The sequence below is a fragment of the Celeribacter litoreus genome (genome assembly GCF_020165855.1).
Classification (GTDB): domain Bacteria; phylum Pseudomonadota; class Alphaproteobacteria; order Rhodobacterales; family Rhodobacteraceae; genus Celeribacter; species Celeribacter litoreus.
In genome coordinates, this window is the sequence record NZ_JAIUFY010000014.1 from 159,323 (window position 1) to 172,630 (window position 13,308).

General features: G+C 57.0%; 13 protein-coding genes. 2 read left to right on the forward strand and 11 right to left on the reverse strand.

Features of this window, described 5'->3' with window-relative positions; translation table 11 throughout:
* Positions 1-8 precede the first annotated feature (8 nt).
* The 8 genes from LA304_RS14350 to LA304_RS14385 all read right to left on the reverse strand — a co-directional run bounded on the left by LA304_RS14350 (position 9) and on the right by LA304_RS14385 (position 8,856).
* Positions 9-647, reverse strand: a complete 639-nt coding sequence (locus tag LA304_RS14350; RefSeq protein ID WP_224503854.1) for a hypothetical protein — start codon at positions 645-647, stop codon at positions 9-11.
* 20 nt (positions 648-667) lie between these two features.
* Positions 668-1,825 (reverse strand): tyrosine-type recombinase/integrase, encoded by a 1,158-nt coding sequence (locus tag LA304_RS14355; protein WP_224503855.1) that lies wholly within the window; start codon positions 1,823-1,825, stop codon positions 668-670.
* Positions 1,826-2,100: 275 nt separating this feature from the next.
* A complete protein-coding gene (locus LA304_RS14360) occupies positions 2,101-3,621 on the reverse strand; it encodes a hypothetical protein (protein WP_224503856.1) in 1,521 nt (506 codons plus the stop codon).
* Positions 3,622-3,623: 2 nt separating this feature from the next.
* Positions 3,624-5,126 (reverse strand): hypothetical protein, encoded by a 1,503-nt coding sequence (locus LA304_RS14365; protein ID WP_224503857.1) that lies wholly within the window; start codon positions 5,124-5,126, stop codon positions 3,624-3,626.
* Positions 5,127-5,389: 263 nt separating this feature from the next.
* Positions 5,390-6,835, reverse strand: coding sequence for an aldehyde dehydrogenase (locus LA304_RS14370; protein ID WP_224503858.1), 1,446 nt, complete (start codon positions 6,833-6,835; stop codon positions 5,390-5,392).
* 178 nt (positions 6,836-7,013) lie between these two features.
* Complete coding sequence (locus LA304_RS14375; RefSeq protein ID WP_224503859.1) at positions 7,014-7,319, reverse strand: hypothetical protein; 306 nt, start codon at positions 7,317-7,319, stop codon at positions 7,014-7,016.
* Positions 7,320-7,566: 247 nt separating this feature from the next.
* Positions 7,567-7,926 (reverse strand): roadblock/LC7 domain-containing protein, encoded by a 360-nt coding sequence (locus tag LA304_RS14380; RefSeq protein WP_224503860.1) that lies wholly within the window; start codon positions 7,924-7,926, stop codon positions 7,567-7,569.
* Between the two features lie 570 nt (positions 7,927-8,496).
* The gene (locus LA304_RS14385) at positions 8,497-8,856 is read right to left on the reverse strand and encodes a roadblock/LC7 domain-containing protein (RefSeq protein WP_224503861.1); all 360 of its coding nucleotides are present in this window, start codon (positions 8,854-8,856) and stop codon (positions 8,497-8,499) included.
* A gap of 785 nt (positions 8,857-9,641) precedes the next feature.
* Between LA304_RS14385 and tig the strand changes: the two genes are divergently transcribed.
* Positions 9,642-10,970: a trigger factor gene (gene tig, locus LA304_RS14390; RefSeq protein WP_224503862.1), complete on the forward strand. Its 1,329-nt coding sequence runs from the start codon at positions 9,642-9,644 to the stop codon at positions 10,968-10,970.
* Positions 10,971-11,141: 171 nt separating this feature from the next.
* Here tig and LA304_RS14395 read toward each other — a convergent pair whose 3' ends face one another.
* Entirely contained in the window at positions 11,142-11,606 is a 465-nt protein-coding gene (locus tag LA304_RS14395; protein WP_224503863.1) for a lytic transglycosylase domain-containing protein, read from the reverse strand.
* Between the two features lie 166 nt (positions 11,607-11,772).
* Between LA304_RS14395 and LA304_RS14400 the strand changes: the two genes are divergently transcribed.
* Entirely contained in the window at positions 11,773-12,366 is a 594-nt protein-coding gene (locus tag LA304_RS14400; protein WP_224503864.1) for a hypothetical protein, read from the forward strand.
* A 70-nt stretch (positions 12,367-12,436) separates the two neighbouring features.
* Here LA304_RS14400 and rplI read toward each other — a convergent pair whose 3' ends face one another.
* Positions 12,437-13,051, reverse strand: a complete 615-nt coding sequence (gene rplI / locus LA304_RS14405) for a 50S ribosomal protein L9 (RefSeq protein ID WP_224503865.1) — start codon at positions 13,049-13,051, stop codon at positions 12,437-12,439.
* 12 nt (positions 13,052-13,063) lie between these two features.
* Positions 13,064-13,291 (reverse strand): 30S ribosomal protein S18, encoded by a 228-nt coding sequence (gene rpsR / locus LA304_RS14410; protein WP_005852865.1) that lies wholly within the window; start codon positions 13,289-13,291, stop codon positions 13,064-13,066.
* Positions 13,292-13,308 lie beyond the last annotated feature (17 nt).

The window sequence follows — 13,308 nt, forward strand, 5'->3', positions numbered from 1 at the left end:
AGGCGCTTTCAGTTTCGAGAGCTAATTTTCTGGAATTCTTTCTTAAGGCCTGAGCTGTCAGCATTTCTGTATACATTCCTGACGGTATCGTAGTTTACCAGATGGTTGCCTGCGTTTTTGAAAGCCTCTTCGACAAGAGAAAACGCACAGTCTGACTGACTTCCTTCCGCTTTCTCCTTCTTAAATCCAATTCGGAGTGCATCGCTAACGCCTTTGTAGATCAGAATATCCCGATTCCAGTTATTCGAACGCGGGCGCCCCACCGGCTTGGGTCGCGTAAATTTGCCCTGGAGGGCGTCTGCCGCGACACGCCGCTGCGCAGAAGACAGCTTGGAATTCGCGCGAAGACGGTTGGAGCAAATCTTCAGGATGAGATCATATGCCTCTGGCTCTTTTCCGGCGAGTTCGGCGAGCTCTTCGAACGCGGCATCATCAATCTTATACACCCCTTGTTTAATGACGATACGCTCGTCAGCGAGCCATAGGGTTTCAATTGCAGACCTAAACGAGCCCAACATTTCGATGGAGCGGGTCAGGCCACTCACATAGAACATATCCCAGTATGCTCGTCTTCTGCGCGGAGTGAGGTCTGCGCGCCACTTTAAGAGAGCCCCTCCAGTTTGGAGCCAAACGTCCTGATCGATCATAGTGCTTCCTCCCATTCGGGCTATGACGATGACTTCGCCACATGCGCCGCCCATTTCTCCATCAACTCCCTCCGCTGATCGAGATAGTCTGTTCGACGATACGCGCGTTCGACCGCTCCGCCAACAATATGGGCCAGGGCCATCTCGGCCACCTCGCGTGGCGTGTTGGTCTCTTCGGCACACCAGGTGCGGAAACTGGAGCGGAAACCATGGGGCCGCGCCTCGAGACCCTTGCGCTCCATATAGCGCGCCATGGTGGCGTCAGAGATGACGCCCTTGCGCACGCTCGGGAACAGAAAGCCGTCACGCGCAAACGGCTTTGCTTGCTCGATCACCCTGAGAGCCTCCGCCGAGAGCGGGATCCGATGCTCGTTACCAGTCTTCATGCGCTCTGACGACAAGGTCCAGATATCGCCCTCGATCTCGTCGAGGTGACAGAACCGGATCTCGCCCGAGCGCGCGGCTGTCAGGATCAGCAGACGCAGCGCGAGGTGAGTAATTGATCCCTCGTTGAGGCCCGCATAAAAGGCCGGCACCTCGTGCCAGTCCATGGCGGCAACGTGCTGTGCCTTGTGGCGGGACTTGCCAAGCAGGGCTTTTGCCTTCTCGGTCGCCTGGATATCAACATCCAGCCCCATGGCCGCCGCGTGCCGCATCACGATCCCCAGACGGTTCATCGCCTTGCGCGCAGTTTCGGCTTTCTCGTGCCAGATCGGGGCAAGCGTGTTCTTGATGTCCTGCTGGTCGATCTCTTCCACAGGGACGCGACCGATCTTCGGCAGCACATGCAGTTCGAGCGGTGAAAACCACCGACCGGATTTGCCGTCATTCTTGAGCTCGGCCTTCCGGGCCTCAAAAGCTTCCAGCGCAACCATCTCGAGCGTCGGCGCTGCTCGTGCGGCGAGACGCCTCTCGCGGTCCCGCTCCTTGATTGGGTCTTTGCCTTTGCGCACGACGGTGCGCCACCGGTTTGCTTCCTCGCGCGCTTCCTTGAGTGTGACGTAGGTCAGGCTGCCCAGCCCCATCTCGCGACGGCGCCCGTGAATGGTCACCCTAAGGAACCACTGACCACCGCCATCAGGCCTTTTGTGCAGCCACAATCCGCCGCCGTCAGAGTACTTCCCTGGCGGCGCATTTTTGATCTGAAGAGCCGAAAGCTTGTTCAATTCCCTCGTCATATTATCCACCCCTGAGTCCACCCTAATATGTGGGGTAGGGCGGGTCAAATTGGAATAGAGCGGTACAGGTGTTTCTATTTAAGTAATGAAAATAGATAGATAAAAGATCAATTTGAGACGGGCTGGAACATGTGTTCAAGTCCCTCCACCCGCACCATATTCCTCAAGAAACAGAGCTAATATCTGCCGCGTGTTCCGATGGGGCCGACGCGCCAGATGTCTTTGGCGGCCGTCAAACGCGATGGGTGTCCACAGGGCGGCGTGGCCCACGCCCCTCAGAGGCGTTCCATTTTTTCGATCATCTGACAGCCGATCGGGCCATCAAACAGGATCAAGTAACGGTATGTTGCTCTTTGATTGGAAATAAGCTTGCCCAGCTGATCGAACACAAGTTCGTCGCCTGTGACAGTCTTGCGCCAGTATTCGCACTCTCCAATGAACACGTCATATTCGGATTTGCTTTGCGTGTTTGACAGGAAGCGCAACGTTGGTTCCTGAATGGACCGGAGGGTGCCGGTCTTCTCGACGTCGTAACCATTATATCGCTCAACCGTGTTGAGGGACATCGCGCGTCCGATTTTGTGGAGACGTTCGCCGGTCCTCAGGTCATATATTTGGTAATTACAAGCGGTCGCACCGTAGAATGTGTCGCCATAGTAGCGCCACGTGCAGTCGTCGCCGACAGAAAGGAAAAGATGACCGAAGGTCACTTCCTGATTTTCTGGACTTTGGTAGTCGGCGATGTAGTAACTTCTTGCCGTGATTTTTTGACCGTCGATGACAGGATAATATGAAGAGCCGTTGGCTTGTACGAACTTGACCTCCGGCCCCGCACCTGCAGGCGCATAGCCCTTCTTCAGAGATGCAGGATTAACGTCGCGCGGGGTCCAGTTGCTTTGGATGGCGCGGGCTTGGGACAGGATGTTTGGTGCATTGGTGCGGGCGGCCTCGTAGGGCGCGGGGTTCATGTCTGAGAGGAATTCTGCGGGCAGGTTCAGGAGCTTGTTATAGTCCTCCATGATCGACGACAGTGTGCTTCGATGGGCGGATAGGTTGGTGTAGCCGACGTTGCTCATGGACGGGTTCGCCGGTTTCGCGAGTTTGCGCTGCGCCTTGAAACCTGTGCTGCGCTCGACGCCATCGGCGAGGTGGTTATAGGCCGTGATAGCGGCGCGGACACTCGGCCAGTCGGTGTTCCGGCGATACCACTCCTGTAGGTCGTAGGCCGTAAAGTTGATCGAAACGATGTGCGCATCCACGAGGGTCAGGCCCGAGGCAAAGGCCTTTTTCGCGTCGGAGGCCCCGAGAAAGTCGGAGCCCTTATCCTCCATCAGGAAATTGTCCCAGTTCGGGGATTCAGGCACGTTGAACGACCATGTGGTGCCATCCGGCTTGCCCGGATCGCCCACGTCGGTGATGACCTTCACAATGCGGCTGTTGGACTCGCCAGTGCGAAAGCGGAAGGCGATTTTGACGTTGTAGGCCTGATAGAGCATCTGCGCCTCGGTTGGCAGATTGGACAGTCCGACGCGGAAATAGGTGCCCGATCCATCGAGCGCAGGCAGATCGACATAGGTCCAGCCGGGCGCGATTTCATATCGGAAGCGTGTGGAGACGACGGGTTCCCCGAGGAGCGAGAAGAGATCAATCTTCGCATCCCAGCTATAGGCCCGTTCCGGATCCATTTCGCCGGGGTCGTTGTAGGTAAAGCTGTAGGTGTCGGCGGCTGTCACAGGCTGCGTGAGGCCGAGGGCGAGCACGAGGAGGAGGACGAGGCGTTTCAGGACGTGGGTCATCTTCAGTTCTCCAACCATGCTTGGAAGTTCGCCTGTTCTGCTGCGGAGCGCGTCGGGCGGTTGCCATTGTCGAGGGAGGCGAGAGAGGAGGGGGCGTAGGAGGGAGCGGTCTGCTCCGTCCATGTCGTCGTGCTGGCCGTGGTGACCGTCGCGCCTCCGTCGTTGGAAGAGGACCCGAACAATCCGCCAATACCCCCCGCGACCCAGATCACGGGCTTCGCCACGGCTCTGGTGATGTCCTTTGCTCCGTTGACAATATCCCGACCCATGCGGTCGCTGGTGTGTGGGGAGACAAGCGTAATCGTGATGACGAATGACGCGATCACGATCAGCGGCACGACGGTGAGCGCCAATCCGTATTTCTTCCAGAACAGGAACGGTTTGGTTGTGTGACCGGTCTCAAGTTGTTTGTCGTAGGCTTTGGCGAGGTAGTCGTAGAGAAGGCGCTCGCTTTCATTCTTGGAACGCGCGAGCGTCCCCTCGAACTTACGCAGCACCGCCTCGCTCCGGCCAGAAGAGAAGGGGCGTTCGCTCTTCGCCATATAGTCCACGGGGTGCATATCGACGGGACGCGTGGCGGGGGGCGCGGACTTGAGCCATCCTTTGATGGTCGGGGTGTAGAGGGTCCAGAGCGCGGCAGACGGACGGCCCGTGTCGGAGAACCCGTCTCTCAGAACCCGCGCGAGTTCCTGACGGCCGAAGTCTCCGGCGGCCTTGTAATCGTTGAGGGCGAAATTCGGCGGCGTTTCCGCGCAGATGCGTCTCAGCTCAGCGATATCTGGGAGCATGTAATCCCATGCGTCTTCGATAGATTGCGGACGGTGGCCCGCGCCGACTTCCAGCGCTTTCAAAACGCCGACGTTCAGTGAGATCTTATCAATGATCGGCTTGATGAACGCCGGTATGAGAAAGAGCTTTTGTTCGCCGGACCCCAAAACAAACGTGTTCGGGTAGTAGCCGTCTACGCGTTCCCGTTCTCTGATGATCGCGGCATCACGCACCAACGTCTCAGAGCGGGTGGCCTGACCCTTTCGCACCTCTTCCATGGCGAGTTTCTCAAATGCCATGATGCCATGGAAGGACACACCTGCGGCCACGAGCCGGTCGGCGGGATGAAGATCGGCGGGACCGTCGGCAGCGGCGCCAAAGGCTGCGCGATAGGCGTCTTCGATCCGGTCGATCTGTTTCGGGGTGAAATGCGCGCTCCAGAGAGGCGCGTTCGCGGGCTTGGCCTTTGACTGCTGTTTCGGTGGGGTTTTGGGGGCTTCGACCTCCTCAATGCGAGTGATCTCTGCCCGTGAATTAAAGGTCGCACCAACTGCGACCGTATGCCGTATGATGCCGGAGATTGGTGCGGCCTGTCGCACGATGCGGCCACCGTCCACTTCAAGGACCGCGAAGGGCTGCCCTTTTTCGACGGGGGCGCCGTCCTGGATCAGAAACTGGATCAGACGGAACGGATAAAGGGTTTCGTCGCTGGGGCTCTGGATTGCATAGGTCGGCATCAGGTGTCCGATTCAAAAACAAGGTCACTAAGGTATGGGTTTTGAGACTCTTTTAATTCGCGAGTCGTGGTGAATGTGAAGAGGTGTCCCTTGGTTTTGGGGTGGATTGGACTGACTGACCCAACGTAAGGTTGCGGCTTTCGCGTAAGTTTTAGGATGTGGAGGGGGAAGCGGTCTCGCAAATAGAAAAACCCGCAGCACTGTGCCACGGGCTTCTTGTCTTTTGCGGAGAGCCGTACGCTGGCGCGGACCGCCCGTATCCCTCAAAACGGGTAATGCTGTTTCGGGTTCTCGATTGTGATCCAACGCAGGTCGGTGAACTCCGCAATGCCCGCCTTTCCGCCAAAACGACCGTAGCCGGAGGCCTGCACACCGCCGAAGGGCATTTGCGGTTCGTCGGAGACGGTCGGGCCGTTGATGTGGCAGATGCCGCTGCGGATTTTGTTGGCGGCGTCCAGTGCTTTGGTAATGTCTTGCGAGAAGACCGCAGACGACAGGCCGTATTCGGTATCATTGGCGACAGCGATGGCTTCTTCCGCGTCTTTCACGCGGATAATGGATTTCACCGGACCAAAGCTTTCTTCGGTGTAGATGCGCATGTCCGGCGTCACACCGTCGAGCAACGTGGCCGAATGGATCGCGCCATCCCGCGTGCCGCCCGCGACGAGTTTCGCGCCTTTTCCGGTCGCGTCCGCAATGAGCGCGTCCATCTTTTCCGCGGCCCCCTCGGACACGAGCGAGCCGAGCACGACCTTTTCGCGCGGGTTGCCGTAGGGCAGGGTCGCGGCTTTGGCGGCGAGTTTTTCGATGAAGGCATCGGCCACCGCCTCAACGACGATGATGCGCTCAGTCGACATGCAGATCTGGCCCTGGTTCATGAAAGAGCCGAAGATCGCTGCGTTCACGGCGCCCTCGAGATCGGCATCTTCGAGCACCACGAACGGCGCCTTGCCACCGAGCTCCAAGAGTGCTGGTTTGAGGTTTTCGCCTGCCAAACGGCCAATAATGCGTCCTACACCTGTGGAGCCGGTGAAGTTCACGTGACGAACTTCCGGCGCTTCGATCAGGGCTTTGACGATCTCGGCGGCGTCTTCCGGCGCGTTGGAGATCACGTTGATCGCGCCCTTCGGCAGACCTGCTTCGGTCAAGCACTCGCCAATCAGGCGATGCACACGCGGACACAGCTCCGACGACTTGAGGATCACGGTGTTACCGCAGGCCAGCGCTGTCGCGACCGCACGCGTGCCGAGGATCACAGGCGCGTTCCACGGTGCAATCCCGAGGCAGACACCGCGCGGTTTGGCGACCGCCATGGCGAGCGTGCCGGGCTTGTTCGCGGGAATGACCTCTCCGCCGACCTGCGTGGTCATGGCGCCGGCCTCACGCAGCATCCCTGCCGCGAGATGGACGTTAAAGCCAGCCCAGATCGCCGTCGCGCCGGTTTCTTCGACCATCGCGTCGACGAATTCGCCCGCGCGCGCATCCATAATGTCGGCAGCAGTTGTGAGCACCTTGCGGCGTGCCTCTGGCCCTTGAACGGACCATTCCGCAAAAGCGGCCTGTGCTGCGGCGACGGCTTTGAGCGCGTCCGCGACAGAGGCGGCTGCGGCCTCCGTCGCCACAGCGCCCGTCACCGGATCGGTGCGGCTATAGGTTTTGCCTGCCTCCGCTGCGACATCTGCGCCGCCGATCAAAAGATCACATTTCATTGGGTCTCCTCCCTTCAATCCGTTGCCTGTTGGGTCACTATGGGTGCGCCTGTCGTGGTCGCAACCCTTATCGGTCACGCACCACGAAAAGGTGACTGCACGGAAATAGCGCGCGAAGGCGAAGGCGGTGGGGGCGAGAAGGAATCAATCAGGTTTTTTTAGGGGCGGTCGCGCCGTGTCAGTACGCGAAGGCCTGAACCTTTTCAGAGGTATCAAGCATAAACATCTCCTCTTCCGTCGCCTCGAAAGAGGTCGCCTTGCGCTCGCGATAGCGGAGAATGCGTTTGAGCTCGGGGTAATGGCTCCAATCCCAGGAGGAGTACCTGCCACCGGAGACGATAGACGTCTGGCGCATGGAAAATCCGAACCTATCTTCGAACACAACCTCAACCAAGGTGCCGGGCCGCACGGGACAGCCCTTTCCGTCATGGAGGACCCAAGGGCCCCAGCCATCTCCATCACCTCGGTTTTTGGAGGTTGTCATGATCCAGAGCCTCTACGTGTCAGATGTTGGATGATCGTATCCGTTATACTGAGGTTAATTTTTTCGGGCTTTCGCTCAATGTCCAAATTGGAAACATTATGATCGGAATTTGGAAACAGTCAACGGTTTGAACTGGTTACTTTCGGCGCGATCGTGGCTGCGCGCGGCGCGCGATCTCTCGTTGCGGATTGGGCTCGGTTAAGTGAAAGAGATACGCCCTCCGCAAGAGATCATCACGCGTGGAACATCAGATTTTCAGAGTACCTTCGACCTTGCGGAGGCTCAGACGGGCCATGCCGAGGTTCGCGTTCTGACGGTCGAGGGCAAGGTAGAGAAAGACGCTCGGATTGTCGGTCAGCGGACGGATGAGGTGGAGCTGGGTGCCGAGTGTAATCAAAATGTCTTCGATGTGGTCATGGTCAAGGCCGAGCACTTTCATCGCGGCGTTCTTTGAGCGCACGACTTCAGTGTTGGCAGCAGCGGCAGCTTCGAGGTCGAAGCTCACGCGGCTCGATTCACTTTCGAGCATGAGCCCGGTTTCACTGTCGACAAGGCAGGCACCGACGAAGCCGGTGACATTCTTAAGCTCGGAGATGTTGGTAGACATACGTTAAAGGTCCGTTTCTGGAGGTTTATTGCTAATGATTACTCTTGGAGAAACCATTTGGATCAGACTTATGTTCGAAAGACGTTTGGAAAAGGGAGATTTGTGGAGAAATTCTCCCACAAATGAGGCCGAAATGTGTCGGTGCGTCTTATTGAATATGACCTAAATATATTGATTTTCTTTGAAAACAAAGCCTTAAGGTGAATTTTCCCGTAATTGGGCGCCCATTGTGAATTTCCGCACTTTTTTTGTTCGTAAACTCATGTCCGCCGCGCGAAATCACCCTATGAGGGATATCTCGGGAGTGCGCTCTCCTGATGGTGGAAAAATTCCTCAACAGGGCGGGAATCGCGGGAGAGCGATCCGGTTTTTTGCTTCATATTAGAAGAATGTATTGCTGAGCCGCATAATGGAAAGAATTTTTTCGTTTCGGCGCCCGTTCGGTCGCGTCGCGTCTTGGACGTTGGAAAATGCGGCCTGCAATTTGGTGCGCCTATTCGCATTTGCGGGCGCACGGGGCTGATGCCTCGTGCGCCCAGTCTCACGCTCGGAGTGGGAACTCCGTGTCCCTTAAATCTTCAGGGTGCCTTCGATCTTGCGCAGGCTCAGACGCGCCATGCCGAGGTTTGCGCTCTGGCGGTCCAGCGCCATGTAGATAAAGACAGTCGGCTCTGCCGAGAGAGGGCGGATCAGGTGGAGTTGGGTGCCGAGGGTAATGAGGATGTCTTCGATATGGTCGCCATCAAGTCCGAGCACTTTCATGGCGGAGTTCTTTGCGCGCACAACTTCTGTGTTGGCCGCTGCCGCAGCTTCGATATCAAAGCCGCCACGACCGAGTTCGCTATTCAGCATGAGACCGGTTTCGCTATCGACGAGGCAGGCGCCAATGAAACCGGAGACGTTTTTCAGTTCGGTGATGTTAACAGACATGTTTGTTACCTTCTCTTCTGGCTGCATTGATTGCAGCTTTTTGTATCGCAATATGATTTTGTGCGTTCTGCGATGTGCGTTTGTTGTCGTGGTTTGCGTTTCTGCAATGTGCGAGGCGCGGTCTTGTAACAGGTTCGTGACTGAAAAATGTCCGAAATGTGGCGTAATTTTTCTGACATCATGGTCAAAAAAATGCCGCTACAACTTTCGCTTGTGGCCTCGTTTTTTTCTATTTGTAAAACAATTTATTAAGCGGTGGCCGTGCTCTGTCGTCGTTTCGGATTTCCGTAAATTGACGTAGCGTCAGCCTCCTAAAAAACTTCATCTAACGCGGTGCGTCCCGCCCGCGCTGATCGTTGCTGATGGTATTTTTCTAACCATAGGTGGAAGGATGCCGCTCGTTGGTCGTCTAAGCTTTTCAACTTAAAGCAGAATGTGCTCTGCAGGAGAGAATCGCAGTGACAGGGCTATGACCGGGGTGAAGGCTGTTTGCTCTTTCTCCTCTATAAAGAAATGTTGCGTGAAGGTGAGTTCCGAGAGGATTTTTCCGCTGTTTGTTGCGTCTTTTGCGGCGTTCAGGGTGGTAGAGTGAAGCCTTTCTAAGAGTGCCGAGGCAGAGCGATAGCGTTCGTTGTGGTCATCTCTGCCTTTGCTCCGGTTCGGGACGTCAGAATTGAGCGGAATCGCCTTGCACCGTGGGCATTCTGCCCCTAGAAGGGCGTCTGATTTATATGGTCGCGGTCCAGCGGCCTGATGAGACGTAAGAACGTAAGAAGGACGCCAAGATGCAGGTCACCGAGACCCTGAACGAAGGTCTGAAGCGCGGCTATCAGATCACCATCACCGCCGCCGAGCTTGACGAGAAAGTCAATGCCAAGCTCAAAGAAGCCCAGCCGGAAGTCGAAATGAAAGGTTTCCGCAAAGGCAAAGTGCCGATGGCGCTCCTCAAGAAACAATTCGGTCCGCGCGTTCTCGGCGAAGCCATGCAGGAAGCTGTCGATGGCGCAATGAACGACCACTTTGACGCAACCGGCGACAAGCCGGCTATGCAGCCTGACGTCAAAATGGACGCTGGCGAAGAGTGGAAAGAGGGCGACGACGTTGTGGTCACCATGACCTACGAAGCTCTGCCGCAGATTCCTGAAGCCGATCTCTCCACCGTGACCCTCGAGAAACTCGTGGTCAAAGCCGGTGCTGACGAAATCGAAGACGCTCTGAAAAACCTCGCAGCAACTGCCCAGAACTTTGAAGACAAAGACGGTGCAGCAGAAGAGGGCGATCAGGTTGTGATCGACTTCCTCGGCAAAGTTGACGGCGAAGCATTCGACGGCGGCGCAGCAGAAGACTACCCGCTGACCCTTGGCTCCAACTCCTTCATCCCGGGCTTTGAAGATCAGCTGATCGGCACCAAAGCAGGCGAAGAGAAAAACGTCGAAGTGAAATTCCCTGAGGAATACGGCGCAGAGAACCTTGCTGGCAAAGACGCTGTCTTCGAGTGCAAGATCAAAGCTGTCAAAGCTCCGGCAGACGCAGAGATCGACGACGAACTCGCGAAGAAATTCGGTGTTGAAGACCTCGAGACCCTCAAAGGTCAAATCGCAGAGCGTCTCGAAGCTGAATTCGCAGGTGCCGCGCGCGCTGTGATGAAGCGTGGCCTCCTCGACCAGCTCGACGACAAAGTCTCCTTCGAGCTGCCGCCGTCGCTCGTTGACGCAGAAGCGAAACAGATTGCGCACCAGCTGTGGCACGAAGAGAACCCGGACGTGCACGGTCACGATCACCCGGAAATCGAAACCACCGAAGAGCACACCAAGCTCGCAGAGCGCCGCGTGCGTCTCGGCCTCCTGCTCGCTGACATCGGTCAGAAGCAAGAGATCCAGGTCACCGACGCTGAGTTCACTCAGGCCATCATGACCCAAGCGCGTCAGTACCCGGGGCAGGAGCGTCAGTTCTTCGAATTCGTTCAGCAGAACCCGCAGATGCGTCAGCAGATCCAGGCTCCGCTGTTTGAAGACAAAGTTGTCGACTACATCGCAGAGAACGCTCAGGTGACCGAGAAAGAGGTCTCCAAAGACGAGCTTGAGAAAGCTGTTGAAGCGCTCGACGACGAGTAAGATATAAGCCCGCAAAGGGCATCTCGTGATACACGAGGGACAGAAGGCCGCTCCTGAAATGGGGCGGCCTTTTTTCGTTCGGTTTAGGAGTGTCTTGTGACAGGAAGAGCAGGGGGCGCTGCCCCCTCGCTACGCTCACCCCCGGGATATTTCAGGACGAAAGAAGTCGGATCAGGTGCGTAGGCCAGTCTCGTAGAGCAGGCCGAGCCGTTTGGCCTCATAATAGTAGCCGCGCGCATACCATCCCATGGCCTCATCTATATCGCCGTCTGCGACGAGGTAAGCGCCGCGTAAGTATTTGCCCGCGTATTGCAGGTTTACATCTGCATCGAGGAGTTCTTCGGCGGGGCCTCGGTGGCCCATCGTGTAGGCGGTTTGCGGCAGGATTTGCAGGAGGCCCCAGTAAGGGCCGTTTCGGGCCCACGGGCGGTGCGTGCTCTCGCGGACAGCTTGGCGGTGCACGAGCTCGCGCGGGATTTCGTAGTGATCCGCCCAGTAGTTGATCTGTTTCCGGAGTTCCGGTGTTTCGTTCGGATAGAGCGGTGGATTGAAGTTCCGCGAGACCTCCGGCTTGCCGCCACAGGCTGCGAGGGAGAGCGCGGAGAGAAGGAAGGAGCGGCGTGCGATCTGGGTCATGGGGCAGACGTTGCGTCGAATTTTTGTGGTTCGCAAGAGGCTGTGCACTTCCGTCAGTGGGGCGGAGCATGGTCATGCAAAAATCCGCTTACCTTGCGTCGACTCAGTTCGAGGCGCAGACTGGTCCGAGGTGCAGAAGCGCAAAATTGCACCAAGGGAGGACATTATGAACATTTTTTCTAAGATCGCCGCGGCGGCGATCCTGACAGCTATTTCGACGCCGCTTTTGGCGGAGGACGTCGATCTCGATGCGATGCGGAGCATGACGGAGAAGTATAAAGACGTCGAAGTGGCGCTGGCTGATGGTTACATTCCGGACCCGTCTGGCATGTGTGTGGATGCCGGTATGGAGGGCCTGCCGCCGGAGTGGGGCGGGATGGGTATTCACTATATCCATCCGGCGCGTTTGAAGCTCGCTCCTCCTGCAGGGCGTGTGGACGGCGGGAGCACGCACACCGATTTCATGGCCCCTGCGATCCTGCTCTATGAGCCGCAAGCCGATGGGTCGATGGAATTGGTGGGGGTTGAGAACCTTGTGTTCGAGGCCGCCTGGAAAGCGGCGGGGAACATGGAGCCGCCGATGCTCAACGGGCGTATGTGGGATCACATGGCGGACGATCCGGCGACAGACGCCGATGAGGCGCACGGATTTATGCCGCATTATGACCAGCACGTCTGGCTGTTCCGTGAGAACCCGGCAGGGGATTTGATGCCGTTCAATCCGAACGTGACTTGTGAGCATGCGATGATGACGCACTGAGGCTTCAGTCGTTGCCCATAAAAAAAGCCCCGCATCGAGCGGGGCTTTTATATTCGATCGGACGAGAGGATTACTCTTCGTCAGCAGCTTCTTCAGCAACGGTCTCTGCGAGATCGTCGTCGTCGGAGGCAGCGGAACCGATATCGTCGAAGAGTTCGGCGATTTCGAATTCAGCCTGAGCTTCTGCTTCGGCTGCGAGTTCCTGAATGGATTTGCCTTCAGCCTGAAGTTCAGCTTCTTCGAAGGAACGTGCAACGTTCAGAACGATGGTGGCTTCGACTTCCGGGTGCAGGATCACGTGAACTTCGTGCAGGCCGAGTTCTTTGATCGGAGCTTTCAGAGCAACCTGTTTGCGATCCACGGAGAAGCCGTTCTCGGTGGCTGCATCAGCTGCGTCACGGGTGGTGACGGAGCCGTAGAGCGCGCCGGAATCGGATGCGGAGCGAATCACAACGAACTTCTGACCTTCGAGCTTTTCAGCGAGAGCTGCAGCTTCTTTCTTGGTCTCGAGGTTGCGAGCTTCGAGTTGGGCTTTCTGAGCTTCGAATGCCTTGATGTTGGCGTCGGATGCACGGAGAGCTTTTTCCTGCGGCAGCAGGAAGTTGCGGGCGTAGCCGTCCTTTACGGAAACGACATCACCCATCTGGCCGAGTTTGGCCACGCGTTCGAGAAGGATAACTTCCATTGGATTTACTCCTTACTTCACTGCGTAGGGCAGAAGCGCGAGGAAACGGGCACGTTTGATGGCGCGAGCCAGCTCACGCTGTTTCTTTGCGGATACTGCGGTGATGCGGGACGGAACGATTTTGCCGCGCTCGGAGATGTAGCGCTGCAGAAGACGGGTGTCTTTGTAATCGATCGCCGGTGCGTTGTCGCCAGAGAACGGGCAAACTTTGCGGCGGCGGAAAAACGGTTTAGCGGCCATGAGTTAGGTCCTTTCCT